Annotated in this window: 24 protein-coding genes, 8 tRNA genes and 3 rRNA genes; 25 read left to right on the forward strand and 10 right to left on the reverse strand. The window is 29.0% G+C overall.

All coding sequences use genetic code 11. From position 1 onward, the window contains the following. Positions 1 to 47: 47 nt before the first annotated feature. The 3 genes from AMYT_RS01280 to AMYT_RS01290 are packed head-to-tail and all read left to right on the forward strand — an operon-like array spanning position 48 to position 2532. Positions 48 to 1448, forward strand: a complete 1401-nt coding sequence (locus AMYT_RS01280; RefSeq protein ID WP_114840768.1) for an NAD(P)H-hydrate dehydratase — start codon at positions 48 to 50, stop codon at positions 1446 to 1448. Continuing rightward, positions 1445 to 1756 (forward strand): divalent-cation tolerance protein CutA, encoded by a 312-nt coding sequence (gene cutA, locus AMYT_RS01285; RefSeq protein WP_114840769.1) that lies wholly within the window; start codon positions 1445 to 1447, stop codon positions 1754 to 1756. The genes AMYT_RS01280 and cutA overlap by 4 nt, the downstream gene beginning before the upstream one ends. Continuing rightward, positions 1753 to 2532: a thiazole synthase gene (locus AMYT_RS01290; RefSeq protein WP_114840770.1), complete on the forward strand. Its 780-nt coding sequence runs from the start codon at positions 1753 to 1755 to the stop codon at positions 2530 to 2532. The genes cutA and AMYT_RS01290 overlap by 4 nt, the downstream gene beginning before the upstream one ends. Before the next feature lie 11 nt (positions 2533 to 2543). On the opposite strand, the gene AMYT_RS01295 is transcribed toward AMYT_RS01290, so the two are convergent. From AMYT_RS01295 to AMYT_RS01305, 3 genes are read right to left on the reverse strand one after another with little or no spacing between them, the layout of a single operon-like run. Further along, positions 2544 to 2855: an AzlD domain-containing protein gene (locus tag AMYT_RS01295; protein WP_114840771.1), complete on the reverse strand. Its 312-nt coding sequence runs from the start codon at positions 2853 to 2855 to the stop codon at positions 2544 to 2546. Continuing rightward, positions 2842 to 3519 (reverse strand): AzlC family ABC transporter permease, encoded by a 678-nt coding sequence (locus tag AMYT_RS01300; RefSeq protein WP_114840772.1) that lies wholly within the window; start codon positions 3517 to 3519, stop codon positions 2842 to 2844. The genes AMYT_RS01295 and AMYT_RS01300 overlap by 14 nt, the downstream gene beginning before the upstream one ends. A 50-nt stretch (positions 3520 to 3569) precedes the next feature. Next, positions 3570 to 4391, reverse strand: coding sequence for an AraC family transcriptional regulator (locus AMYT_RS01305; RefSeq protein WP_114840773.1), 822 nt, complete (start codon positions 4389 to 4391; stop codon positions 3570 to 3572). Positions 4392 to 4571: 180 nt separating this feature from the next. Between AMYT_RS01305 and AMYT_RS01310 the strand changes: the two genes are divergently transcribed. From AMYT_RS01310 to AMYT_RS01380, 15 genes are all read left to right on the forward strand, one after another. Further along, positions 4572 to 4649, forward strand: a tRNA-Pro gene (locus AMYT_RS01310). Positions 4650 to 4661: 12 nt separating this feature from the next. Beyond that, positions 4662 to 4738, forward strand: a tRNA-His gene (locus tag AMYT_RS01315). Positions 4739 to 4758: 20 nt separating this feature from the next. Then, positions 4759 to 4835: transfer RNA gene (locus tag AMYT_RS01320), tRNA-Arg, on the forward strand. A gap of 15 nt (positions 4836 to 4850) precedes the next feature. Then, positions 4851 to 4935 (forward strand) — tRNA-Leu (locus tag AMYT_RS01325). Positions 4936 to 4940: 5 nt separating this feature from the next. Further along, positions 4941 to 5017, forward strand: a tRNA-Gly gene (locus AMYT_RS01330). Positions 5018 to 5081: 64 nt separating this feature from the next. Next, positions 5082 to 5158: transfer RNA gene (locus AMYT_RS01335), tRNA-Arg, on the forward strand. A gap of 678 nt (positions 5159 to 5836) precedes the next feature. After that, positions 5837 to 7353, forward strand: a 16S ribosomal RNA gene (locus AMYT_RS01340). A gap of 85 nt (positions 7354 to 7438) precedes the next feature. Continuing rightward, positions 7439 to 7515: transfer RNA gene (locus AMYT_RS01345), tRNA-Ile, on the forward strand. 19 nt (positions 7516 to 7534) lie between these two features. Then, positions 7535 to 7610: transfer RNA gene (locus AMYT_RS01350), tRNA-Ala, on the forward strand. A 275-nt stretch (positions 7611 to 7885) separates the two neighbouring features. Then, positions 7886 to 10799 (forward strand): 23S ribosomal RNA (locus AMYT_RS01355). Positions 10800 to 10913: 114 nt separating this feature from the next. Further along, a 5S ribosomal RNA gene (gene rrf / locus AMYT_RS01360) occupies positions 10914 to 11029 on the forward strand. Together the 16S, 23S and 5S rRNA genes with 2 tRNA genes alongside form the textbook arrangement of a ribosomal RNA operon. A 950-nt stretch (positions 11030 to 11979) precedes the next feature. After that, positions 11980 to 12774, forward strand: coding sequence for a response regulator transcription factor (locus tag AMYT_RS01365; RefSeq protein ID WP_114840774.1), 795 nt, complete (start codon positions 11980 to 11982; stop codon positions 12772 to 12774). 49 nt (positions 12775 to 12823) lie between these two features. Next, positions 12824 to 14425: a diguanylate cyclase gene (locus AMYT_RS01370; RefSeq protein WP_114840775.1), complete on the forward strand. Its 1602-nt coding sequence runs from the start codon at positions 12824 to 12826 to the stop codon at positions 14423 to 14425. Positions 14426 to 14522: 97 nt separating this feature from the next. After that, positions 14523 to 14885 carry an RNA polymerase-binding protein DksA gene (gene dksA / locus AMYT_RS01375; protein ID WP_114840776.1) on the forward strand — a complete coding sequence of 121 codons (363 nt, stop codon included), beginning with the start codon at positions 14523 to 14525 and terminating at the stop codon, positions 14883 to 14885. A gap of 1 nt (position 14886) precedes the next feature. After that, a complete protein-coding gene (locus tag AMYT_RS01380; RefSeq protein ID WP_114840777.1) occupies positions 14887 to 15888 on the forward strand; it encodes a tRNA pseudouridine(13) synthase TruD in 1002 nt (333 codons plus the stop codon). On the opposite strand, the gene AMYT_RS01385 is transcribed toward AMYT_RS01380, so the two are convergent. From AMYT_RS01385 to AMYT_RS01410, 6 genes are all read right to left on the reverse strand, one after another. Next, positions 15878 to 16462, reverse strand: coding sequence for an ABC-type transport auxiliary lipoprotein family protein (locus AMYT_RS01385; protein ID WP_114840778.1), 585 nt, complete (start codon positions 16460 to 16462; stop codon positions 15878 to 15880). The two genes, AMYT_RS01380 and AMYT_RS01385, sit on opposite strands and share 11 nt — an antisense overlap. 2 nt (positions 16463 to 16464) lie before the next feature. Continuing rightward, a complete protein-coding gene (locus AMYT_RS01390; protein WP_114840779.1) occupies positions 16465 to 17388 on the reverse strand; it encodes an MlaD family protein in 924 nt (307 codons plus the stop codon). Further along, complete coding sequence (locus tag AMYT_RS01395) at positions 17378 to 18130, reverse strand: ABC transporter ATP-binding protein (RefSeq protein WP_114840780.1); 753 nt, start codon at positions 18128 to 18130, stop codon at positions 17378 to 17380. The genes AMYT_RS01390 and AMYT_RS01395 overlap by 11 nt, the downstream gene beginning before the upstream one ends. After that, complete coding sequence (locus AMYT_RS01400) at positions 18130 to 19239, reverse strand: MlaE family ABC transporter permease (RefSeq protein WP_228197879.1); 1110 nt, start codon at positions 19237 to 19239, stop codon at positions 18130 to 18132. The genes AMYT_RS01395 and AMYT_RS01400 overlap by 1 nt, the downstream gene beginning before the upstream one ends. Positions 19240 to 19316: 77 nt before the next feature. Beyond that, the gene (locus tag AMYT_RS01405; protein WP_114840781.1) at positions 19317 to 20291 is read right to left on the reverse strand and encodes a hypothetical protein; all 975 of its coding nucleotides are present in this window, start codon (positions 20289 to 20291) and stop codon (positions 19317 to 19319) included. Positions 20292 to 20303: 12 nt separating this feature from the next. Further along, on the reverse strand, positions 20304 to 20885 hold the full coding sequence (locus AMYT_RS01410) for a tetratricopeptide repeat protein (RefSeq protein WP_114840782.1): 582 nt from the start codon (positions 20883 to 20885) through the stop codon (positions 20304 to 20306). A gap of 109 nt (positions 20886 to 20994) precedes the next feature. Between AMYT_RS01410 and AMYT_RS01415 the strand changes: the two genes are divergently transcribed. Genes AMYT_RS01415 through AMYT_RS01445 form a run of 7 tightly spaced genes read left to right on the forward strand, consistent with a single transcriptional unit; the run spans position 20995 to position 26251 of the window. Beyond that, positions 20995 to 22284: a S41 family peptidase gene (locus tag AMYT_RS01415; RefSeq protein WP_114840783.1), complete on the forward strand. Its 1290-nt coding sequence runs from the start codon at positions 20995 to 20997 to the stop codon at positions 22282 to 22284. Between the two features lie 11 nt (positions 22285 to 22295). Further along, on the forward strand, positions 22296 to 23009 hold the full coding sequence (gene purC / locus AMYT_RS01420; protein WP_114840784.1) for a phosphoribosylaminoimidazolesuccinocarboxamide synthase: 714 nt from the start codon (positions 22296 to 22298) through the stop codon (positions 23007 to 23009). A gap of 15 nt (positions 23010 to 23024) precedes the next feature. After that, on the forward strand, positions 23025 to 23270 hold the full coding sequence (gene purS, locus AMYT_RS01425) for a phosphoribosylformylglycinamidine synthase subunit PurS (protein WP_114840785.1): 246 nt from the start codon (positions 23025 to 23027) through the stop codon (positions 23268 to 23270). Between the two features lie 5 nt (positions 23271 to 23275). Then, entirely contained in the window at positions 23276 to 23947 is a 672-nt protein-coding gene (gene purQ, locus AMYT_RS01430) for a phosphoribosylformylglycinamidine synthase subunit PurQ (RefSeq protein WP_114843125.1), read from the forward strand. A 46-nt stretch (positions 23948 to 23993) separates the two neighbouring features. Beyond that, positions 23994 to 25199, forward strand: a complete 1206-nt coding sequence (locus AMYT_RS01435) for a hypothetical protein (protein ID WP_114840786.1) — start codon at positions 23994 to 23996, stop codon at positions 25197 to 25199. Further along, on the forward strand, positions 25186 to 25872 hold the full coding sequence (locus tag AMYT_RS01440; RefSeq protein ID WP_114840787.1) for a lysophospholipid acyltransferase family protein: 687 nt from the start codon (positions 25186 to 25188) through the stop codon (positions 25870 to 25872). Before AMYT_RS01435 ends, AMYT_RS01440 begins: the two co-directional genes overlap by 14 nt. Beyond that, entirely contained in the window at positions 25865 to 26251 is a 387-nt protein-coding gene (locus AMYT_RS01445) for a fluoride efflux transporter FluC (RefSeq protein ID WP_114840788.1), read from the forward strand. Before AMYT_RS01440 ends, AMYT_RS01445 begins: the two co-directional genes overlap by 8 nt. Here the strand turns inward: AMYT_RS01445 and AMYT_RS01450 are convergent. Then, positions 26248 to 26739, reverse strand: a complete 492-nt coding sequence (locus tag AMYT_RS01450) for a helix-turn-helix domain-containing protein (protein WP_114840789.1) — start codon at positions 26737 to 26739, stop codon at positions 26248 to 26250. The genes AMYT_RS01445 and AMYT_RS01450 overlap by 4 nt on opposite strands. Positions 26740 to 26934 lie beyond the last annotated feature (195 nt).

The following is a 26934-nucleotide window of genomic DNA, read 5'->3' on the forward strand; positions in this document are numbered from 1 at the left end:
TGTATATTTTGTATATAATAATTTAACTTTAATAAAAAGATAAAAAGATGCAAAAAGTATTTACACATATTGGATTTTTAGATGAAAAGTGTTATTCAAAATATAATCTAAGTGAAGATATTTTGATGGAACATGCGGCACTTGCCCTTAAAAACGCAATAAAAAAAGAGTCTAAAGAGTATAACTCTTCAATTTTAATTTGTTGTGGTGTGGGTAATAATGCAGCTGATGGTATAACTTTAGCACGTTTATTGCAAAATGAGTATAAAAATATATATTTATATATTCCTTTTGAAGTAAAATCTTCAATGGCAAAATTGCAACTACAAAGGGCAAATCTTTTAGGAATAAAACAAATTAATAATATTTCTTCTATAAATAAAGTTGATATAGTTGTAGATTGTTTATTTGGAAGTGGTTTAAATAAAAGTTTAGATAAAACTACAATAGAAATAATTGAAAAATTAAATAATATAGAAGCTTTTAAAATCTCTTGTGATATTCCAAGTGGAATTGATGTAAATGGTAAGATAGAAACTTGTGCTTTTATTGCCCATAAGACAGTAACAATGGGAGCAAATAAACTAGCACTTTTTACAGATATAGTAAAAGATTATGTGGGAAAGATAGAAGTAGCAAATTTAGGTTTAGCAAAAGAGATGTATGAAGAAGAAACAGATATTTTCTTACTTGAACAAACAGATATGAAACTTCCTTTTAGAAAACAAAAAAATTCTCATAAGGGTACATTTGGACATGCTGCTATTGTAATAGGTTGCAAAAAAGGTGCTGGAACAATTGCTTGTGATGCTGCTTTTAGCTTTGGAAGTGGTTTAGTAACAGCTATTGTTCATGAAGAGTTAGCTTTACCTTGTCATATTATGCAAAGTCATAAACTACCTTTAAATACTACTTCAATAGCTATTGGAATGGGATTGGGATTATATAATCAAGATGAATTAAAACAGATTTTAGATAATAATATTGCAAAGGTTATTGATGCAGATATGTTTTATGAAGAAATAATTTTGCAACATTTAAAAAGTAATGTGGTTTTAACTCCCCATCCAAAAGAGTTTTGTTCTCTTTTAAAATTAACAAAAATTGCAGATATTTCTATTGAAGAGTTACAAAATAATAGATTTAAATACTTAAAAGAGTTTACTTTAAAATATCCACAAGTTACTATTTTATTAAAAGGTGCAAATACTTTAATTGCAAATAATAATAAAATATTTATAAATTATTTCGGAACTTCTGTTTTAAGTAAAGGTGGAAGTGGAGATGTTTTAAGTGGCTTGATAGCTTCTTTACTTGCACAAGGATATAGTTCTTTAGATGCAGCAATAACAGCTTCTTTAGCTCATACTTTAGTTGCAAAAAAATATAAGAAAAATTCTTATTCTTTATCACCACAAGATTTAATTGAAGGAATAAAAATATTATGAAACCAATAATAATACAAACAACAACAAATAGTAAGGATGAAGCAAGAAATATTGCTAAAGTTCTTTTAGAAAGTAAGTTAGCAGCTTGTGTTCAAATTTCTAAAATTGATTCATTATATATTTGGGAAAATGAAATGTGTGAAGATGAAGAGTATCTAATTATTATAAAAACTAAAAAAGAAAAGTTTAAAAAAATCAAAAGCAAAATTAAAGAATTACATAGCTATGATTTGCCCGAAATTATAAGTATAAATATTGATGATTTAAGTAAAGAGTATAAGAAGTATATAGGAGATAATATAAAATGAGTGATATTTTAAATATTGGTAAGTATGAATTTAATAGCAGATTAATTGTTGGTTCTGGTAAATATGATAGTTTTCAAACAACAAAAGATGCAACACTTGCAAGTGGAAGTGAACTTATCACTGTTGCAATTAGAAGAGTTAATATTACAAATCCAAATGAAGAAAATTTATTAGATTATTTTAAAGACACAAATGTAAAACTTCTTCCTAATAGTGCAGGGTGTTTTACAGCCCAAGAAGCTATTACAACTTTTCGTCTTATGAGAGAAGCAACAGGGATTGACCTAATTAAATTAGAAGTTATAGGTGACGCACAAAAAACTTTATACCCAGATGTAATTGAGACAATTAAAGCTTGTGAAATTCTAAAAAAAGATGGATTTACAATTATGGCTTATACTAATGATGATCCAATTATTGCAAAAAGATTAGAAGAAGCAGGTGCTGATGCTATTATGCCTTTAGCTGCACCAATTGGTTCAGGTTTAGGTATTCAAAATAAATATAATGTAGCTTTTATTAAAGATGCAGTAAAAGTTCCAGTGATTGTTGATGCAGGTGTTGGTTGTGCAAGTGATGCAGCAATTGCAATGGAACTTGGTGCTGAAGCTGTACTTACAAATACAGCAATTGCTTGTGCTTCAAATCCAATTTTAATGGCAGAAGCTATGAAACATGCTGTAATTGCAGGAAGATTAAGCTATAAAGCAGGAAGAATTCCTAAAAAACCTTATGCAACTGCAAGTTCTCCAATTGATGGATTAATTCAATTTTAATGGTTTTCTCTTTAAAAGAGAAGACCATTTCTTTGTAAAGCTACTATTAATACTCCTATAAACATAGCTAAAAAAGTATTTTTTGTTTTATACATTATTATAATGATAAATAAACTTGCAATAACTCCTATTAGTCCTTCTTTTATAATAGAAGGAACAATAAGTGCAATTAATAATGTGGGAGGAATTGATTCTAAAAAAATATCAATATTTTTAATTTCTTTTAATTTATTTGATAGTAATAAACCTGATATTCTTAAAGTATATGTTCCTATTGCCACCAAAAATATTATTAAAAGTAGATTTAAATTACTCTCTTGCATTTTTTCTCCATACATAAAATAGTGAGCCAAAAATTGCAGATAAAATAATATAAAACATATTATTTAAATAGTATTCTAATATTATTGCAATAATAGCTGTTAATAAAAAAGGCAAAAAATCATCTTTTGATTTATACATACTTGTAACAATTGCAGTAAATAAAGCAAGAAAAGCAAAATCTAATCCAAAAACTTTTGGATTTGAGATAAACTCTCCAAAGAAATAACCAAGAGTTGTTCCTAAAAACCAAGTAATAAAAATACATAATCCTCCACCAAGTAAAAAATATGTAGTTACTTCTTTTTGTTTTTGCCTATTTATTGTTACTGCCCATGATTCATCTGTAACAAAGTGAATTATAAAAAATCTATTTTTTAAACTTGTATCTTTAAATAATGTATTCAAAGATGCAGTAATTAAAAAATATCTTAGATTTATAAGTAGAGCCGAACTAACAATAGCTACAATATTAATAGGTGTTGTTAGCATATCTACTATAACAAATTGAGCAGAACCTGCAAAAATAAAAATATTCATAAATGCAAGTTCTAAAAAACTAATAGCTTTTGAGGTACATATTATCCCCAATACTACTCCATATGAAAACACACTTACACTAATTGGTAAATTAGCAATAAAACCATCTTTTATATCATTATTCATAATGTAACTTTATCAAATATAAAAATATATGTCTTGGATGAGGTTGCTAATTAAAAAAAACTTTTATATTTTCCTGGAGTTAATCCTGTAATTGATTTAAACCTTCTATTTAAATGGCTTTGATCATTAAAACCACATATATAAGAAGTATCTATAATTGAAAAGCCTTCTCTTAAAAGTTGTTTTGCTTTTTCAATTCTTCTTAAAATTAAATATGTATGAGGAGAAACAAAAGTTTGTTCTTTAAAGAGTCTAAGAAAGTGATATTTTGAGATATTAAACTCTTTTGATAAATCATCTAATGTTAGGTTTTGATGAAAATTATCATTTATAAACTCTTTTGCTTGTTTTATTAAATAAGAGTTTTTTGCAATAGGTTTTATATTTGATGAAACTTTTGTATTTAATTTTAAAATATCTTCAAGTAAATTTACAAATTGACATTCCCATACAAGGTCTAAGTCAATTTTTGCTTTATCCAATCTAATAAAATATGCAAGTTTATTATAAAGCATATTATTATTGAAAAAAACATCTTTAAAAGATAGTAGCTCACTATTAAAATTTTCTTTTAAAATATTTTTCATTACTGAAGGATTTATATATAAAGAGTGGTGTTTGTATCCTTCTTTATTTAATATACCACAAGAATGAACTTCATCAGGATTAATAGTAATAATAGAAGATTTATCAAGTTTATGATTAAAACCATTAAAAAAAGCCTTCATACTACCTTTTTCTATTATACTTATAGTATATTCTTCATGTACATGCTTTTCAAAATTAAAATTATTAAAGTGTCCCTCATATAAAAAAATCTCTTTTTCTTTACTAGGTTTGATATAGTTTATATTATGTATTAGATTTTCCATAGTATGTGATTATATCATTAATTTTTGATATAATATAGGATGAAATTGCTATAAAAAACCTATAAAAATAGAAAATTTCAAAATTTTTATATTTTTTTTAAAAAAGCTCTTGACAAAGCTAAAAAAATATAATATAATTCCGTCCACTTTTTGAGAGAAAAGCTTAAAAAGTTTAAGTGTCGGGGCGTAGCGCAGTCTGGTTAGCGCACCTGGTTTGGGACCAGGGGGCCGGAGGTTCGAATCCTCTCGCCCCGACCATTTTTATTTATGGTGGATATAGCTCAGTTGGTTAGAGCATCGGGTTGTGGTTCCGAGGGTCGTGGGTTCGAGCCCCATTATCCACCCCATTTTTAAAACTTTATTATATGCGTCCGTAGCTCAGCTGGATAGAGCACACGCCTTCTAAGCGTGCGGTCTCAGGTTCGAATCCTGACGGGCGTGCCACTTTTTTATTTTTTTGCGGATGTGGTGAAATTGGTAGACACGCCAGACTTAGGATCTGGTGCCTCACGGTGTGGAGGTTCGAGTCCTCTCATCCGCACCACCAAAGCGGGAGTAGCTCAGTTGGCTAGAGCTTCTGCCTTCCAAGCAGATTGTCGCGAGTTCGAGTCTCGTCTCCCGCTCCATATAAAAGCCTTAAATAATTAGTTTATAACTTTTTATTTAAGGCTTTTATGCTTTATAGACTATGCGTCCGTAGCTCAGCTGGATAGAGCACACGCCTTCTAAGCGTGCGGTCTCAGGTTCGAATCCTGACGGGCGTGCCACTAATGATAATAATCAGTTTATATTAAATATGAATGCTTTTTTAAAGACTTTAACTTTTGAAGTTAAGGTCTTTTTTTTTATCTTGAAAAATAATCCCTCTTTATTTATTTTCAACCTCAAAAATACTCAAATATATATAACCTATAAAAACCCTTATCTTAACTTATATAGTATATATAAAAAATATATAAATATAAATATAAAAAAAGTTATTTATTTTTATTTTATCTATTAAATATATATAAGCTATAGATAAAAAGTAAAAAAAGAAGAAGATAAAAAAGTTATTTAAAAATAAAGAAGAGACCAAAGTGTCTATAAAATATAGAGAAATAGGATAATAAGAAGAAAGCTAAGAGTAAAAAGAGTAAAGAATTTAAAAATTTAAGTTAAATTTTAGGAAAAACCCTTGACAAGGGGTAAAAAATCTATTATAATTCCCGTCCAAATTCGCTGGAACGCTTAAGAAGCGGGAGAGATAGAAATTGAGTTCTTTAAAAACAAAAAGTTTATAAGGAAAGTAATCTTTATAAACTGAATATATATGACAATGAAAAACAAGAAGAATAGAAAATTCTTCGTCTATAACAAAAATTTAATTAATTAATTTTAATTAAAAAACAATGAGTGATAATTTTGTAACAAATAGAGTTACATAATTAGTCAGTTTCAAACACTTTTTGGAGAGTTTGATCCTGGCTCAGAGTGAACGCTGGCGGCGTGCTTAACACATGCAAGTCGAACGAGAACGGGATATAGCTTGCTATATTTGTCAGCTAAGTGGCGCACGGGTGAGTAATGTATAGGTAACATGCCCTTTACAAGGAAATAACAGTTGGAAACGACTGCTAATGTCCTATATGCCTTTAATACTAAAGTATGCAAGGGAAAGATTTATCGGTAAAGGATTGGCCTGTATTGTATCAGTTAGTTGGTGGGGTAATGGCCTACCAAGACAATGACGCATAACTGGTTTGAGAGGATGATCAGTCACACTGGAACTGAGACACGGTCCAGACTCCTACGGGAGGCAGCAGTGGGGAATATTGCACAATGGGGGGAACCCTGATGCAGCAACGCCGCGTGGAGGATGACACATTTCGGTGCGTAAACTCCTTTTATATAGGAAGATAATGACGGTACTATATGAATAAGCGCCGGCTAACTCCGTGCCAGCAGCCGCGGTAATACGGAGGGCGCAAGCGTTACTCGGAATCACTGGGCGTAAAGAGCGTGTAGGCGGATCGATAAGTCAGGAGTGAAATCCTATGGCTCAACCATAGAACTGCTCTTGAAACTGTCAATCTAGAGTATGGGAGAGGTAGATGGAATTTCTGGTGTAGGGGTAAAATCCGTAGAGATCAGAAGGAATACCGATTGCGAAGGCGATCTACTGGAACATAACTGACGCTGAGACGCGAAAGCGTGGGGAGCAAACAGGATTAGATACCCTGGTAGTCCACGCCCTAAACGATGTACACTAGTTGTTGCCATACTAGATATGGCAGTAATGCAGTTAACACATTAAGTGTACCGCCTGGGGAGTACGGTCGCAAGATTAAAACTCAAAGGAATAGACGGGGACCCGCACAAGCGGTGGAGCATGTGGTTTAATTCGACGATACGCGAAGAACCTTACCTGGTCTTGACATAGTAAGAATATTTTAGAGATAGAATAGTGCTAGCTTGCTAGAACTTACATACAGGTGCTGCACGGCTGTCGTCAGCTCGTGTCGTGAGATGTTGGGTTAAGTCCCGCAACGAGCGCAACCCTCGTCGTTAGTTGCTAACAGTTCGGCTGAGAACTCTAACGAGACTGCCTACGCAAGTAGGAGGAAGGTGAGGACGACGTCAAGTCATCATGGCCCTTACGACCAGGGCTACACACGTGCTACAATGGGGTATACAAAGAGCAGCAATACGGTGACGTGGAGCAAATCTCAAAAATACCTCCCAGTTCGGATTGTAGTCTGCAACTCGACTACATGAAGTTGGAATCGCTAGTAATCGTAGATCAGCTACGCTACGGTGAATACGTTCCCGGGTCTTGTACTCACCGCCCGTCACACCATGGGAGTTGATTTCACTCGAAGCAGGGATGCTAAGATAGCTACCTTCCACAGTGGAATCAGCGACTGGGGTGAAGTCGTAACAAGGTAACCGTAGGAGAACCTGCGGTTGGATCACCTCCTTTCAGAGAAAAAACAGATTAAGATTCAATTCTTAATCTGAAAGTCAATATATTCAGTTTATAAAGATTATTTAAAGATAGGTGAAAGGGGCCTATAGCTCAGCTGGCTAGAGCGCTCGACTGATAATCGTGAGGTCACAGGTTCAAGTCCTGTTAGGCCCACCATAAGAAAGATAATCTTTATGGGGAATTAGCTCAGCTGGGAGAGCGCCTGCCTTGCACGCAGGAGGTCAGCGGTTCGATCCCGCTATTCTCCACCAACTTATAAATAAAAAAGAAGAAAATAAGGTGAGAAAAGAAACTTAATATAAGAACTAAAAGAGATTAGTTTTTATATTAGGTTTAAAAAACCTAAAAGTTATTTAAAAACACAATGTTAAAGTCTTTAAATTTTTCGAAAGAGTTTTATTGAAACGAAAGTTTTAATAAAAAATAAAATTTCAAAAAAGAAAACACAACTATCTTATGTTTAATAAGATAGTAGCCAAGGAATAATTATCAAAGGTAGATTAAATAGGAATATTTAATTTATACAAAGAAAGCTATTAAGGGCTAATGGTGGATGCCTAGACTGTAAGAGGCGATGAAGGACGTACTAGACTGCGATAAGCTTCGGGGAGCCGTCAAGAGGCATTGATCCGAAGATTTCCGAATGGGACAACCCAGCATAATGAAGATTATGTTACCCTACGGGGGGCTAACCTGGTGAAGTGAAACATCTCAGTAGCCAGAGGAAGAGAAATCAAACGAGATTCCGTAAGTAGCGGCGAGCGAACGCGGAAGAGGGCAAACCCTATGCTTGCATAGGGGGTTGAAGGACCATAATAAGAGACTAAAGATGATAGTAGAAATAGTTGGAAAGCTATAGCATAGAAGGTGATACTCCTGTATACGAAATTATCAATAGCTCAAATGGTATCCTGAGTAGGTCGGAACACGTGGTATTTTGACTGAAGCCGGGGGGACCACCCTCCAACCCTAAATACTACTTACAGATCGATAGTGAACAAGTACCGTGAGGGAAAGGTGAAAAGTACTCCAGCGAGGAGAGTGAAATAGAACCTGAAACCATTAGCTTACAATCATTCGGAGCCCTATGTTTTAACAGGGTGACGGACTGCCTTTTGCATAATGAGCCTGCGAGTTGTGGTATCTGGCAAGGTTAAGTCAAGTACGAAGCCGTAGCGAAAGCGAGTCTTAATAGGGCGACTAAGTCAGATGCTGCAGACCCGAAACGAAGTGATCTATCCATGGGCAGGTTGAAGCTGGTGTAAGAGCCAGTGGAGGACCGAACCGATAGGCGTTGAAAAGCCTCCGGATGACCTGTGGATAGGGGTGAAAGGCCAATCAAACTTCGTGATAGCTGGTTCTCTCCGAAATATATTTAGGTATAGCCTCTAGAAGTAGCATGTAGGGGTAGAGCACTGAATGGGCTAGGGCTGCTCACCGCGGTACCAAACCCTATCAAACTTCGAATACTACATGTGGAATCTAGGGAGTCAGGCGTAGGGTGATAAAATCATATGTCGAGAGGGGAACAACCCAGACTAACAGCTAAGGTCCCAAAGTTACATCTAAGTGGAAAACGATGTGGAGTTACTGTGACAACCAGGAGGTTGGCTTAGAAGCAGCCATCCTTTAAAGAAAGCGTAACAGCTCACTGGTCTAGTGATTCTGCGCGGAAAATATAACGGGGCTAAGATGTACACCGAAGCTTTAGATTCATATTATATATGAGTGGTAGGAGAGCGTTCTATTCAGCGTAGAAGATGTACCGGTAAGGAGCGTTGGAGCGGATAGAAGTGAGCATGCAGGCATGAGTAGCGATAATTGAGGTGAGAATCCTCAACGCCGAAAACCCAAGGTTTCCTACGCGATGCTCGTCATCGTAGGGTTAGTCGGGACCTAAGTCGAGTCCGAAAGGGGTAGACGATGGTAAATTGGTTAATATTCCAATACCAGCATATAAGCGCGATGTGGGGACGCATAGAGTTAATCGAGGTCACTGATGGAAGTGTGGCTCGAAGGAAGTAGGTTGATACTTAGGCAAATCCGGGTATCACGAGACCGAGATCTTACAGGCCGAACAATCTTTTAGGAGAGCGTTTGGAATCGATGATACTGTCGTGCCAAGAAAAGCCACTAAGTATATTATATGTTGCCCGTACCGTAAACCGACACAGGTGGGTGGGATGAGTATTCTAAGGCGCGTGGAAGAACCCTGGTTAAGGAACTCTGCAAACTAGCACCGTATCTTCGGTATAAGGTGTGCCTCCTCTGGTATATGAACTTGCTTCAAAAAGCTAGAAAGGTTGCAACAAAGAGTCCCTCCCGACTGTTTACCAAAAACACAGCACTTTGCTAACACGTAAGTGGATGTATAAGGTGTGACGCCTGCCCGGTGCTCGAAGGTTAACTGATGATGTTAGAGCAATCGAAGCATTTGATTGAAGCCCGAGTAAACGGCGGCCGTAACTATAACGGTCCTAAGGTAGCGAAATTCCTTGTCGGTTAAATACCGACCTGCATGAATGGCGTAACGAGATGGGAGCTGTCTCAACCAGGGATCCAGTGAAATTGTAGTGGAGGTGAAAATTCCTCCTACCCGCGGAAAGACGGAAAGACCCCGTGCACCTTTACTACAGCTTGACACTGTAGCTTGGATATTCATGTGCAGGATAGGTGGGAGGCTAAGATGACTAGACGCCAGTAGAGTCGGAGCCACCCTTGAGATACCACCCTTGAATATTTGAGTTACTAACTAGGTAGAGTAAACCTCTACTAGGACAATGTCTGGTGGGTAGTTTGACTGGGGCGGTCGCCTCCTAAAAAGTAACGGAGGCTTACAAAGGTTAGTTCATGGCGGATGGAAATCGCCAGCTGAGTATAATGGCATAAACTAGCCTGACTGTGAGACGTACATGTCGAGCAGAGACGAAAGTCGGTCATAGTGATCCGGTGGTTCTGAGTGGAAGGGCCATCGCTCAAAGGATAAAAGGTACGCCGGGGATAACAGGCTGATCTCCCCCAAGAGCTCACATCGACGGGGAGGTTTGGCACCTCGATGTCGGCTCATCGCATCCTGGGGCTGGAGCAGGTCCCAAGGGTATGGCTGTTCGCCATTTAAAGCGGTACGCGAGCTGGGTTCAGAACGTCGTGAGACAGTTCGGTCCCTATCTTCCGTGGGCGTAGGAAAGTTGAGGAGATTTGTCCCTAGTACGAGAGGACCGGGATGAACGTACCACTGGTGTACCAATTGTTCTGCCAAGAGCATCGTTGGGTAGCTACGTACGGATGAGATAAGAGCTGAAAGCATCTAAGCTCGAAGCCAACTCCAAGATGAACTTTCCCTGAAGATCCCTCTAAGACTAAGAGGTTGATAGGCTAGATGTGTAATCAATGAAAGTTGTTTAGCTGACTAGTACTAATAGATCGTTTGGCTTTTTTTTTACAATTCTTTGGTTTACTATCTTATTAAATATAAAAGTTGTGTAAAAGACTTTAACAAAAAACTCACAAAGTTGAGTGTTAAGAATAGAAGAACTATTTTTATCACTCAACTTGCTGGTGGATATAGCGAAGTGGAAATACCCAGACCCATACCGAACCTGGAAGTCAAGCACTTCAGCGCTGATAATACTGCAGCTTTCAGTTGTGGAAACGTAGGTCTCTGCCAGCTCTTGAGTTTTTTATATAACAATTTAGCCTTTATCTAAGTCAATATTTACTGTTGATTTCGATAGAGGCTTTTTTTTTACCTTGTTTTTTTTAATTACCTTTCTCATTAAAGTTAAATTACTAGATAAAAGGGTGAGCATTTGAAAAATAGCGTAAAGAATATTTTTTAAAATTCGTAAAGAAATTGTAACTTGTTTGAGGCAAGAATTTGCCGAGTCTTACAATTTTAGGATTTTAAAAAAGATTTAGCGTAATTTTTCATCTAGCGAACGATTTTTTTTGTTTACTTTTTTTATAAAAAAAAAGTATTTCAGTCTAAATATTAATTATAGAAATATATATATTTTTTATAAATGATAAAAGAATAAGAACTATTGAAATTTAAAATATATAAATCAATTTATTTTATATTTCTTTTTTTAATTACCTTTCTTTATCCGTAAAGAAAGGTACAAAGAAACTCCCAGACAAGTTATTGAAGGCATAAATGCTTCCCAAAAATATTATTCTAATTTTCTGCCTTGCGGAACTTATAAAAAGAGTGAATTTATCACTCTTTTTATTTCAAACAGTCCTCAGGCTTTCTCGAAAATTATCTTCCTATTTTTGGCTTCAATAAAGTCTGGCTTTTTTCACAAGAAGCTTTTTATTTATACTACTTTTTAAATACTCACCATTTTCTAGTATTCAATTTAAAAATGGGGAAAGCCAGATTATTAAAGGCAATTTATGTTTTATAAATATAATAATAATTATTGAATATCTATTTTTAGTTATTATATTTTATTTTATTATAATTAGTTAAAAATAGTTATTTTTTTAATTTTTTCTGTTTTTTATGGGTATATTATCAATTATATAGTATTTATTTTGATTTAAATGTTAAATTAAAATTAAACTTAAAGTCTTTTTTTTATAAAGTATAGTTATTAGATAATTATAAGGAAATCTATGAATAGCACTCTTAAAAATCTAGTTGTACTTTATGTAGAAGACCAAAAAGATGCACAAGAAGAATTGGTACATGTATTTAATAAAACTTTTAAAAAAACAATCATTGCTGATAATGGTGAAGAGGGCTTAAAAAAGTTTTTAATGCATAAAAAAAGAAATTATAATATTGATATTATAGTTACGGATATAAAAATGCCTAAATTAAACGGTATTGATATGATAAAAGAAGTTAAAAAATATGATAATAATGTAAAGTTTGTTTTAACTACTGCTCATACAGATGTGGAGTATCTTTTAGAAGCAATAGAATTAGGTATAACAGCATATATAGTAAAACCAATTAATATTATGAATTTATTAAATAAAATTGAGTTTGCATATCAAGAAAAAATTGATAAAGAGATGCTAACTGATATTGTTGAAAAAATGAAAAAACACAATATTAAAAAATTAGATGATTTTTTCAATATATTAGATGATAGTGTTGAAAAAAATAGAGAGAATATATATCTTTCTAACAATTACACATATAGCTTTAAAAATAAAGTATTAATGAAAGATAATAAATATATCTCATTAGTAAATCAAGAGATTATGTTATTAGAGTATTTTATTGCTAATTCGGATAAAGTAATTACTTATGATGAACTATTAAATGCCATAAGTGTAAATAATGATATGCATACAAGTTTAAATAATTTAAGAACAGTTATTAAATCAATTAGAAAAAAATCATCAAAAGATTTAATAAAAAATCTTTCAGGTGTTGGATATAAACTAGAATTAGATTAAGATATGAAAAATATCAAAATAAATACAATAATTCTTTAAGTTGGCAAAGATGCAATATATTAAATATTTTGATGATAGTCCAATTACTTTTTTTAAATATAAAAAAGATTATACACTAGATTATGTGACAAGCAATGTTGAAAAGTTATTGGGTTATAGTGCAGAAGAATTTTTATCAAATAAAATAGATTTTGAAAGTTTAATACATAAAAATGATAAAGAAAAAATTCAAGAGCAATTTAACTGTATAGAATTTGAAGAAGAGATAACTTTAGAGCCTTATAGATTAAAAACAAAAGAAAATAACTATATCTGGATAAAAGAAACAAAAAAAGTCTTTTTTAATGAAAATAATGAAAAAGAGATTTGTTCTTATATTCAAGATATAACAAAAGAGATTAATTTAAAACAAAATCTTTTTTATACTAATAAAATAATAAAAACTGTATATGATAACTCCTTACATTTAATTGCTTTATTAAAATCAAATGGAACAATACTTAGAATAAATAAAACAGCCTTAGATATTATAAAAGATAAGGAAGAAAAAGTTCTAAATATAAAATTTTGGAATGCTTCTTGGTGGATAAGTGAAGAAGAAAAATTTCAATTAAAAACAGAAATAAAAAAAGCTACAAAAGGAGAAATTGTAGTTAGTGAAAAAAATATTTTAGATAAAGAGTGTAATATCTTAGATATTGAACTAACAATTAAACCAGTATATGATAATAATCGTATTATATATTTAGTTTGTGAAGGTAGAGATATAACACTTCATAAATTAAAAGAAAAGAAGATTAATCACTACAATGAAATTATCAATAAACAACTTATTAGTATTACAGATAAAGATGGGATAATAAAAGATTGCAGTGAAGGATTTTGTAAATTAACTGGTTATAGTAAAAATGAATTAATAGGTAAAAAGCATACTGTTTTAAAACATCCTCAAACAAAAGATAAATTATATAGAAATTTATGGGAGACAATTCTTTCAAAAAAAATTTGGAAGGGAAGACATAAAAACCTAACAAAAGATAAAAAAGTATTTTGGGTTGAAAACCTAATCAGTCCTAATTTGGATCAAAATGGAAACTTAGAAGGTTTTACAGCCATATATAATAATATTACAAATAGCAAAAAAATAAAAGACTTATTAGTAATAGATACCCTAACAAAAATCTATAATAAAAGATATTTTAATAAAATATTTAAAAAATTTATAAAGAAATTTGAAAATTTTAATAAAAGCTTTTCTTTAATAATAATAGATATAGATTTTTTTAAACAATACAATGATAATTATGGACATTTAAAGGGTGATGAAGTATTATCAAAAGTGGCAAGGACTTTAAAAGAAACATTACGAAAAAATGATTATGTTTTTAGAATAGGAGGAGAAGAGTTTGCTGTTTTAGTTACAAATTCAAATGAAAATTCAATTTTAACTGTGGCTAAAAAATTAAAAGATGCAATTTATAATCTAAATTTAGAACATAAATTTAGTGAATTTAATAGAGTAACTATCTCTTTAGGAATAAAAACAATCAATGAAAAAAATGAAGAAAAAATTGATAAAAATAAGATTTTCCTAGACGCTGACAATGCCCTGTATAAGGCTAAAAGAGAAGGTCGAAATAAGATTTTCTAGAACTTATAATTCTTAAATAAAAATAAAAACTCTTTTGAAAAAGTTATAATATATATTAAAAATTATATAATTATATATATAACCTAAGGAGGCTATCATGCCAAATACAAAACAAATTGAAGAACTACACGAAGTATTATTAAAAAGAAAAGAAGTTCTATTAAAAAGTATTAATGGAAATAGAGAAAATATTAATCTTTTAAAAGACCAAGATATTAATGATGATCTTGATTATGCTGAAGTAGTTTCTGACTCTTTTACAGAGGGTATGATTGCAAATCACCATTCAAGAGAGCTTGCAGAAATTGAATTAGCTCTAAAAAAAATAAATGATAAATCATATGGTATATGTGATATGTGTGGAGTAGTAATTCCACTAGGTAGATTAAAGGCTAAGCCATTTGCTAAATTCTGCACGGAGTGTAGAACTGTTTATGAAGCTGAACAAGCTGGTAAATAAAATGGTTAAAAGAGAGTTTATTCAAAATCACAAACCATTAAATTTTAATTTCTATCAAAATGAAAATGACTTTATTGTAGAAGAGTTACCTATTGATTTTTCTTTAAAAGGTGGGGTTATTGTACTTAAAATTAGAAAGAAAAATTTAGGGACTTGGGATTTAATGGAAATTTTATCTAAGCAATTAAATATTTATGAAAATGAGATTGGTTATGCTGGATTGAAAGATAAAAATGCCACAACAACACAATATATTTCTATTCCTAAAAAATACTCTAAAGAATTAAAAAAATTTAGACATTCAAAAATAGAAATATTAGATAGTTTTTTGCATAAAGAGAAGTTAAATATTGGTGATTTAAAAGGAAATAGATTTAGTATTAATTTACATAATGTTGATTTAAATACTTCATATGAAATAGAAAAAATACTAAAAAAAATCACTTCTTTTGGTTTACCTAACTATTTTGGATTTCAAAGATTTGGTAAAGAGATAAAAGAAAATATTCAAAAGGCAAAAGATTTAATATATGGCGAGTTACATATAAAAGATAGAAAAGTAGAAAAAATGTTAATTTCTGCATATCAAAGTGCCTTTTTTAATGCTTGGCTAGTAAAGAGATTAAAAGCTTCTAAAGATAACTTTGAACTTTTAGAGGGAGATGTTTTTAAAGAACTAAAAACACAAAAACTTTTTACTCCAAAAAAAATAAGTGAAGAGTTAAAAGCTGATTTTCTTTCACATAAGGTTGTACCTACTGGATTATTACCTGGAAGAAAAGTTTTTAGAGCTATTTTAAAAGCACGAGAAGTTGAATCAAAATTTGACGATAGTGCAATTAGCGAAAAAGGTTATAGAAGAGATGCTTTAGTTTTCCCAAAAGATATTAGTTGTAAATATAATCAAAAAGAACAAATATTTACACTAAAGTTTTCTTTACCTAAAGGTTCTTATGCCACTGTATTAATAGAAAATATTGCAAATAGAAATTTTAATTTTTAATTTCTTTTGCAATTTTACTATTTAAATCTTCTAAGATTTTATTTAATAGGGTATTAGTAGCCTTTACAAAGCCGTAAACCTTATTGTTTTCAATTTCTAAGGATTTTGTATAGATATAACTATTTATAAGCTTATTTCCTTTGTATAGCTCAAATTTCATTTTTAATATAGCTTTTGATTTATTTTCTTTTACTTGATGATATACTTCATAAATATATGAGTTTAATACAAAATCACTTTTTATTTTTGAAGGAGAAATAAGTACAGTTTTAAATAGTTTACTTTCTTCAATACTTTGTGTTATTAATTGTGTTGTTAATAAGTTAAAAGAGTCTATCCATCTATTTTTTACATATTTTTCTAATAATAGAGGCTTTTGTTTATACAATATTGCATTTGTATTAAAACTTTTATTTATTAAACTTTTATTTATTTCTATAGAAAAATTTGTAGTTTCATATTTATTTAAATTCTCTTTTAATTCTAAAGAATAAGTGTTTATTGCATGATTTTGTTGTTTAGAAGCACAACCTACAAATATAATAGCAAGTAAAATTAATAGATATTTTTTCATTTTTATTCTCCTGGTCCTAGTTTTTCAACTTTTTCTTTAAATAAAATATCACTTGGACTATCTTTTAAATTTTCAATTAATGTTTGAGTGTTTATTAAAGTATCTTCCATCTGCTCTAATACATTATTTAATTTATTAAAACTTTCAAAAGAGATAGCTTTTAAATCATAAGTTCCTTTATTAAATTCAAGTAAGATAGTATTTGATAGCTCTTTAACTTTATTTGCACTATCTTTAACACTTAAAGCAGCATCTTGCATAGTCTCAAAAGAGTTACTACTTACACTTGTTAAGTGAATAATATTATCAATCATATTATTTAAATGTTGTTCTTTTTGAATTAGATAGTTTGTAAACTCTTCTGAATTTTTTAAACTATTTTTTGTATGAACTAAAATTTGTGAAAACTCTTTTAAATTATCGTTATTAAAAAGTTTTCTAATTTGTATTAAAGACTCTTTTAACTCTTTAGTTATATCTTCACTAGAATTTTCAAGAGAGGTTAAAACTGAAGTTTTAGAAGCTATTATCTTTAATCCTTCACTATTTTTCTTTAAAAGTTCTGATTGTTTATTTCCACCTTTAAGTTCTATATATTTAAGACCTGTTAATCCAAGTGTTCCTAAAGTTGCAAAATTATCCTGTTTTATAGGAGTATCTTTTTTTATTTTTATAGTGATTTGTATTTCTTCTGAGTTTTTTGGATTAATTTTTATATCATCAATTCTCCCAACTTCTACACCTTTGAATTTTACAGGAGAATCAACATTTAGTCCTGAAACAGACTCTTTGAAGTAAATTATATAACTATCTTCTTTTTCTTGTGAAATACCATATTTCCCAAGCCAAAAAATAAATCCTAAAAGTAAAAAAAATAGTGTTACTACAAAAAGACCAATCTTAAAAAAATCTATCTTAGTGTCCATGCTGTAAATCCTTATTTATTGTTAGAAAATCTTTTATAAAATTATCTTCTTGTTTTAATGCAGTTTGAATATCTCCCTCAAAAGCAATTTTCTTATTATTTATTATAATAAATCTATCAAGTACAGTTTTAATGGTATCTAAATCATGAGTAATTATTATAATAGTAATATTTAAAAGCTCTCTTAACTCTTTTATAAGTTTATTAAACTGTTTTGCACTTGCTGGGTCTAAGCCACTTGTTGGTTCATCTAAAAATAAAACTTTTGGTTGCATAGCAATTGCCCTTGCAAGAGCAACTCTTTTTTTCATTCCACCACTTAATTGAGAAGGGTATAAAGTTGCAACACTTTTATCTAAGCCAACCATATTTAGATTTGTGTAGGCTATTTTTTCTATTAAGCTATTTGGTAGTTTTGTGTACTCTTTTAACATAACACTAATATTTTCTATTACATTTAAAAAAGAGTATAAAGCCCCAAATTGAAAAAGATAAGAAAAGTTACTTTTTAACTCTTCTGCTTGCTTTTGTGAAAGAGTTAAAATATCTTTATTTAAAAAAAGTATTTGTCCTTTTTGTATTTTTTGAAGCATTACTATTTGTTTAATAATAGTAGTTTTTCCTGAGCCACTTCCACCTAAAATTCCAAATATTTCATTTTCTTTAATACAAAAAGAGATATTATCATGTATAACTCTATTTCCAAATTGAGTTGATAAGTTTTTTATTTCAATAATATTCATTATAAGCCACTTTCTGTTAATACAACGGAAAACAATGCATTAAAAGCTATTACTACAAATATAGCACTTACTACACTAATAGTTGTATATTTTCCAATACTTGTAGTATTATTTTGTACTTGAAAGCCTCTATAACAACCAATTAAAGCTATAAAAATACCAAAAAACATTGATTTGATAATTCCAATTAATAGGTGTTTTAAAGGAACTTCTGCATACATTCTATTTATAAACTCTAAAAAAGTAATATTTAAATCTAAATTGGCAATTAACATTCCAGCAAAAACACCTATAATATCAGCAAAAAATACTAAAAGAGGAAGGGAAATAAAAAGTGCAAAAACCCTTGGAAGTGTTAAAAAAATAGTAGGCTCAAAACCCATAGTTTTCATGGCATCTATTTCATCAGTTATTTTCATTGCTCCAATTTCTGCTGTATATGAACTTGCAGTTCTTCCTGCTATTACAATAGCTGTAACTAAAGGAGCAATTTCTCTAAACATTGTAATACATATCATTTCAACTATAAAAATATTTGCACCAAACTTTTCAAGTTGAACTGCTCCTTGATAAGCAATTACTATTCCTACTAGAAAAGAAGTTAAAGCGATAATTCCCATAGCATTAATAGCAGAAGAATCTATATATTTTAACATAGCTTTAAATCTTATTTTTTTTGGATTCATTAGTGAATAAATAAAAAAATATGAAATTTTTCCAAAAAAATAAATAAACTCTTTTAGTTCTAAATAAAATGTGTATGAACTTTTTCCTAGGTTGATAATAAAATTATTTTTACTTTTTAAATTAGTATCTTTTTCTTGATAATATTTTTTATAATGATTATAAAGTTTTTCAAATTTATTTAAATTAATTATGGAAAAATTTAGTTTTTTATCTAAAGAGATAAGATAAATAGCAGCACTTGAGTCTAGTTGTTTTATATCTTTGCAATCAATAAGAATTTGTTTTTTTGATAAATTTTTAATAAGAGAAATTTTTTTAATTATTTTAGGTAAAGTTTGCTTGTTTAATTTTCCTAAAAGAAAAATAGATAAAGAGTTATTTTCAAACTCTTCTATTTTAATATCTGCTATTAAATCATTCAAGTTCTAACCTTTGTCTTTAATAGCAGTTATTCTATAATCTTTTAGCTAAAAGAAAATAGAATAACTTCAGTAAAATATTATTTTACTATAAAATATTCATCTTCATAATATATAGTATCATCAATAGCTATTACTTTTTCTTCATTATTAAAAGAAAAATCATAGATTTTATCAGTTTTAAAATCATTACTTATATTAATTAAGTAACCTTGCGATTCTAAAGCATAAAGTGAAGTTCCATAAGCAAGTGCATAAAACTTAGCATATTTATATTTTCTTCTATCTAAGATATTTAAGCTAATATCTGTTTTTATAATTTGACCATCAATTGTAGCAATGTAGATTAAATCATCATGGGCAATAATATCTCTAATATTGTAACTTTTTAAGTTTACAGTTCCAGAACCAACAGATACAACTTTACTTGTAGTTGAAGCAATAAGTGTATCATTTACAACATCTAAGAAAATTATATTATTAAATTTTCCATCTGCATCAACAACAATTGTTTTTAATACTTTTTTACTTTCACTTGAAACAACAATAACTTTTCCATCTAAAGTTGGAAATAAAATTAGATTACTCATAAAATATGGGTTAGCAATTCTAGTATCATTTGCAATTGATTTAGAATAATACTCTTTCATTACCATTTTTTTGTCTTTTAAATCATAAATTCCAATAGAATTATCCATAAAAACTAAAGCTAAAATATTATCTTTTATTGAAGCTGCAACTATTCCTGTTGAAAGTGTTAGTTCTTCTTTATCTAAAAGAATTTTATCTTTATAATTTGTTGCAATTACTATTTTATCGCTTAGATTAATAAACTCAAAACCTTCTTTTAATTTAAAATTAGAAACACCACTTTTTGTAATAATTTCACCATTATCTAATGTTGCACCAACTTTATTAAATGAAATAATTTTATCATTTAATGAAGCAGTATTTGTATCATAACTTCCTAAAGTATCTTCAGCCTCATAATATTTTTTACTTGAACACCCAGTAAAAATAAATAGCGAAGTAAGTAGTATTAAAAAATATTTCATAGATTTTCCCTTCTATTTTGTAAGTAAATAGTGATTTAAAATTTTCACTAACTCATAGGCACTTGATTGTGTTGGAACTAATTTTAAAGTGTTTTTTGCCTCTTCATATTTACCATTTTTTGCTTCAATTAAAGCTTTATTGAAAATTGCAAATTCTTTAAGTAAGAACTCTTTTTGCATAGAAACATCATTTAATTTTTGAATATTTTGCTCTTCTAATGCTTTTTGGTATTGTGTTAAACTTTTAAAGAAATCAACATTTACCTCTACTGTTTTATTTTGTTTCTTTGCTATAACATAAGTTGCTATTTCATATAGCTTTTCATTTTTTTGTTTTAAAACTTCTAAAGCTTCTTTATCATTATTGTTATTTAATACTTTATTAAAAGCAATATTTGCTTCAATTTTATTTTGATTATTTATGTATTTTTTTACATTAATTCCTATTATTGCAACAACTACAATAACAACAGCTGCAATTAATAGTGTTTTATTTTTTTTGTAAAATCTCTCAATTTTTACAAAACTTTCAAGAAATTTTTCTTCACTATTTAGTTCATTTTTTACAAAATCTACATTCTCTTTTAAACTCATAAAATTCCTTTAAAAAAATTAGTCATTATGTTACAAAAATTTTTATAAAATCTTACTTTTATGAAAATTTCAATATAATACTACTCTTATACAAATAAAAAGGTTAATAATGAAGAAATTTCTATTAGCTTCATCTATTGCTTTAGTGTTTTTACAAACACTTTTTTCACAGGAGCAAAAAGAAGAGCTTACTCAAAGTAGATTTGAATCATTAACTAAACTAACACAAGTTATTGGTACAGTAGAAAAGTACTATGTTGATGATGTTAAGCTAGAGGAGATTGTTGATAAAGCAATTAAAGGTTTAATGCAAGAGCTTGATGCACACTCAACATTTCTAGATAAAAAATCATCAAAAGAGATGTCTATACAAACAAATGGTGAATTTGGTGGCTTAGGTATAACTGTTGGAATGAGAGATGGTGCTTTAACTGTTGTTTCGCCAATAGATGAAACACCTGCATATAAAGCTGGAGTAAAAGCTGGAGATATTATTTTAAAAATTGATGATATTTCAACTTTAAATATGACATTAGATGAAGCAGTAAATCTAATGAGAGGAAAACCAAAAACTTCTATTTCTTTAACACTTGTAAGAAAAGGTGAAAATAAACCTCTTAAAATTAAAATCATAAGAGATATTATAAAAATTCAATCTGTTTTTGCAAAAAATATAGAAGAAGACCTTTTATATTTAAGAGTTTCAAGTTTTGATAAAAAAGTTACAGAAAATTTAAAAGATGCAATTATTAAAAAAAGCAATTTAAAAGGTATTATATTAGATTTAAGAAATAACCCTGGTGGTTTATTAACTCAAGCTATTGGAGTAACTGATCTTTTTGTGGATTCTGGGATTATCGTATCTCAAAAAGGTAGAGAAGCTACTGATGAAGAGAAGTTTTATGCAAAATACTCAAATTCAGTAACAAAAGTTCCTTTAGTAGTTTTAGTAAATGGGGGAAGTGCAAGTGCTAGTGAAATTGTAAGTGGTTCACTTCAAGATCATAAAAGAGCAGTTGTTATTGGTGAAAAAACATTTGGAAAAGGTTCAGTGCAAGCTGTATTGCCAATTGTAAAAGATAGAACTGAAAATATTAAATTAACTATAGCAAAATACTATCTTCCAAGTGGAAGAACAATTCAAGCAAAAGGCATTACTCCTGATATAATTGTTCATCCAGGTAAAACAGTATCTGATTCAAATAGTGAATTTCAAATTAAAGAAGCTGATCTAAAAAAACATTTAGAGGGAGAATTAGAAAAAGTTGACGGTGTAAAACAAGAAGAAGAAATAGTTCAAACAAAAACGGTTATTACAAAAGAGGATATTGCTAATGACAATCAACTAAATTCGGCAATAAATATTTTAAAAAGTTTAATAATTATTAATAACAAATAAGGAATTTATAAATGAATAAAACAGAACTTTTATATGAGGGTAAAGCGAAAAAAATTTGGAAAACTGAAGATGAAAATCTTTTAATTTCTGAATTTAAAGATGATTTAACTGCGTTTAATGGACAAAAAAAATCAAGTGAAGCTGGAAAAGGTGCTTTAAATAATAAAATCTCTACTGAGTTATTTAAACTTTTAAATTCAAAAGGTATTCCTACTCACTTTGTTGAAATGTTAGATGATAACCATATGTTACATAAAGCTTGTGAAGTAATTAAAATAGAAGTTATTGTAAGAAATATTGCAACAGGTTCTTTATCTAAAAATTTAGGTATTGAAGATGGAAAAGTTTTACCATTTACTTTAGTTGAATTTGATTATAAAAATGATGATTTAGGTGACCCAAAACTTAATGACCAACATGCATTAATTTTAGGATTAGTTGAATTCCAAGATGAATTAGACAAATTAAGAAGAGTTGCAAGACAAATTAATGATATTTTAAAACCATATTTCTTTGAAAAAGGTTTAAAATTAGTAGATTTTAAATTAGAGTTTGGAAAAGACAAAGATGGAAATATTATCTTAATTGATGAAATCAGCCCTGATAACTGTAGATTTTGGGATGTTGAATCTGGTGAGTCTTTAGATAAAGATAGATTTAGACAAGGTAAAGGTGGACTTAAAGTTGCCTATGAAAACGTATTAGAAAGAATTTTAAAAAATTAATTTAGGGAGAAAAATTTGAAAGCAATCGTAAATGTAGCATTAAAACAAGGTGTTTTAGACGATCAAGGAAAAGCAACACACCATGCCTTAGATACTTTAGGATTTAAAGAAATTGTTAAAGATGTAAGAATTGGTAAACAAATTATTTTAGAGTTAAACTCTTCAAATGAAGATGAGGCAAGAGCAGAAGTTACTAAAATGTGTGAAAAACTTCTTGCAAATACTGTAATTGAAGATTATTCAATAGAAATTATAGGTTAATTATGATGAATGTAACAGTATTACAATTTCCAGGAACAAATTGTGAATATGATACAAAATATGCTTTTGAAAAATTAGGATGTAATGTAACTATTCTTTGGCACAAAGAGACAAAGCTACCAGAAAATACAGATTTATTAGTAATTCCTGGTGGATTTTCTTATGGAGATTATTTAAGAAGTGGTGCTATTGCAAGATTTGCAAATATTATGGATTCTGTTCAAACTTATGCAAAAAATGGTGGAAAAGTATTAGGTATTTGTAATGGATTTCAAATTCTTTTAGAAGCTGGGTTATTACCTGGTGCTATGAAAAGAAACTCTTCTTTACATTTTATCTCTAAATACCATCACTTAAAAGTTATCAATAATGATAATACTTTTTTACAAGAGTTAAATATAGGTGATGTTGTAAATATCCCAGTTGCACACCATGATGGTAACTACTATATTGATGAAGAGGGCTTAAAACAATTAGAAGCAAATAATCAAATTTTATTAAAATACTGCACAAGTGAAGGTGAAATTACAAACTTAAATGGTTCTGTTTCTCAAATCGCAGGTATTTGCAATAAAGAAAAAAATGTATTTGGTTTAATGCCACACCCTGAAAGAGCAATTGAAGAATTACTTGGATGTGATGATGGTGTTAAAATGCTACAAGGCTTTTTAAAATAAATATATGGCAATAGAGAAATCTATTGCTTTATATAAAGAGTAAAATATGAAATATATACTATTTATTATTCTATTAATTCAAACAATATTTGCAAACAATGATTTTGTAAAAGAAGAACTACCTGTTTTTCAACAAGACCCACATATTCTCCTAAGAACACAGCCACAAGATAATCAATTTAACAATTCTTTAAATTATTTAAATGAAAAAGAAGTTGAAGTAATTCCAACTTCAAAAAATTTATATTTATCATATATAGAGTTTCCAAAAAATATATATAAAAATCAAAGATTTGAAATCGTACTAAAAGCTTTAATAACAACTGATGAATTTGATACAATACAAACAAGGTTTGTTGATTCAAAAAATATGAATGTTTTAAATCCTGAACAACCTTGGATGGCAGTAGATAAAAATAGTTTTGAAAATAGATTTTTCTTTAAAGCTTATGAAGAGGATTTTATTTTACCAACATTTCAAGTTTTATTATATAAAAATGAACAGTTAGTAGATTTAGCCTATTTAAAACCAAAAGAAATTAGATTTTCAAAATTAGCAAAAGGTGATAATAGTTTCTCTAATATTATTGCTAAAGATTTAATAATAAACACATATAAAACAAAACAATATAATAATAAAGAGTTATTAACAATTTTGGATATTGATGCAACCTATTCAAATTTGGAGGACTTTTACTTAAAAGAATTTTCAAAAGACCAAGGAATTTCTAGTATTGAAGATGAGTACCCAAAACAGCATATTTTATATTATGTGGTTGCACCAATTCATAAAAAAGAGTTGTCTTTTACTTATTTTAATACAACATTAAATAGATTTAATACTGTATCTATTCCTTTAAAACTAGAAGATGAATTAGTAAGTACACAAACAGATTTAAATCCAAATAATTCAAATTTTGAATTATATAAAAAGATTGCATTATTAGTTGTACTTTTACTATTTTTAATACTATTTATTTGGAAGAGAAGATATATTTATTTAATAGTTGTGCTTATTTTAACAATAGTTTCAATTATCTATTTAATGCCAAATAAAAATCTTATTGTAAAAAAAGGAAGTTTAGTTTATATTCTTCCTACAAATAAATCAACAATTTTTTATGAGTTTAAAAATAATAGAAAAGTTGAAGTATTAACTCAAAAAAATGAATATATAAAAATTATGTTCACTGATTCAAATTTAAATAAAATAATTGGTTGGGTAAAGGAAGATAGCTTTGGGAAAAATTAGAGGATTTATTGTTTTAATACAGTTTTCAATTACAGTAGCAATAACAATTGCTTTGATGTATACATTTAGAAATCATACACATAAGGTGATTAAGGTTTGGATGAAATTTCAAATGAAATTTCTAGGAATAAAACTTGAAGAGCATGGAACACTTGATGAAAGTTGTGATATGGTGATTATGAATCATCAAAGTTTACTAGATATTATTGTAATGGAATATATTCATTCAAGAGATTTAGCGTGGGTTGCAAAAAAAGAGATTACAGATATGCCTTTTTTTGGACATATAATTAAAGCTCCAAGAATGATATCAGTTGATAGAGAAAATAAAGTTGGTATTGTTAAACTTATTAAAGATGTAAAAGATAGATTGGATAAAAAAAGACCTATCGCAATTTTTCCAGAGGGTACAAGGGGAGATGGAAAAACTCTACTACCTTTTAAACCAGGTGCAAAAATGGTTGCAGATAGATTTAAATTAAGAGTTCAACCAGCTATTATTTTTAATACAAAATATATTTTAGATTCTCAAAAAGTAGAGTGCAATCCTGGAATTGTAAAAGTAATATATTTAGATCCAATTCAAGCATCTAAAGATACAAATTGGTTTGAAGAACTTGAAGCTAAAATGAAAAAAATTGTAGAAGAAGAGTATAAAAATCAAAATGCTTAGTTGGCAAACTATTTTAGCAATTGGATGTGGAGGTTTCCTTGGTGCAGTTGCTAGGGCATATTTTGTACATTTAAGTAATAAGTATATTCCTTTAGAATTACCTATTGGAGTATTACTTGTAAATATACTTGGAAGTTTTTTAATTGGTATTCTTTTTGCAATTTTTGCTCATTATACTTTAAATATAAATGCAAAAGCATTTTTAACAACAGGTTTTTTAGGGGCATTAACAACATATTCTACATTTGCAATAGAGACATTTTTTCTATTTCAAACTTCAATTATATTAGCAACTGCTAATATAGTACTAAATGTAGTTGGTACCATATTTGCAGCTTCTATTGGATATAAATTAATACAATTTATTTTAAATCATTAATAACTATCAGTAAAATCTTTTATTTCTCTTACTTTTTTTATCACATTATCATATAAAGCATCTGGCATATATGGTAATAGTGAAATAAGTTCATCAATTTTATCTTTATTTGTTTTATATGCATATATTTTTTCAACTTGTTTAGTCATTGCTTGTTCCCAATGACATAAGTCTTCAATCCTATTTTTAATTAATTCAAGTTCATTTTTTGATAAATCTTTTAATATATATTTTAAATATCTAGTTCTATTATTAGTATTATCTTCGAACAACTCTTGCTCAGCTACATTTAATGCTTCAGCAATAAAAGGAATAAAATCAGCTTTAATTGATGATGTTCCATTTAAATATGCATAGATAGAAGATACAGAAGGAGCTTCTCCTACTCTATTAACTTTTGGATTTATTGCTAAAAGTCTTGCAGCAAACTCTTTTTTTGTTAGTTTTTTTTCTTTTAATATTTGATTTATTTTTTCATAAATTTCCATAATTAAACCTTTTTTGAAAATTATAATAAAGTGTCTTACAATTAAGCTAAATGAACTATAACAAAGATTATATTTGTTATAGTTTAGTTAGGTTAATTAAAAAATTAATTAAGTGATTTTAACATTTTTTTTCAATAAGTAAATAAAAAATGATTATAAATTTTAATAAAAACTTATATTTCTTATACTAAACTC

This window comes from Malaciobacter mytili LMG 24559 (assembly GCF_003346775.1).
Taxonomy (GTDB): domain Bacteria; phylum Campylobacterota; class Campylobacteria; order Campylobacterales; family Arcobacteraceae; genus Malaciobacter; species Malaciobacter mytili.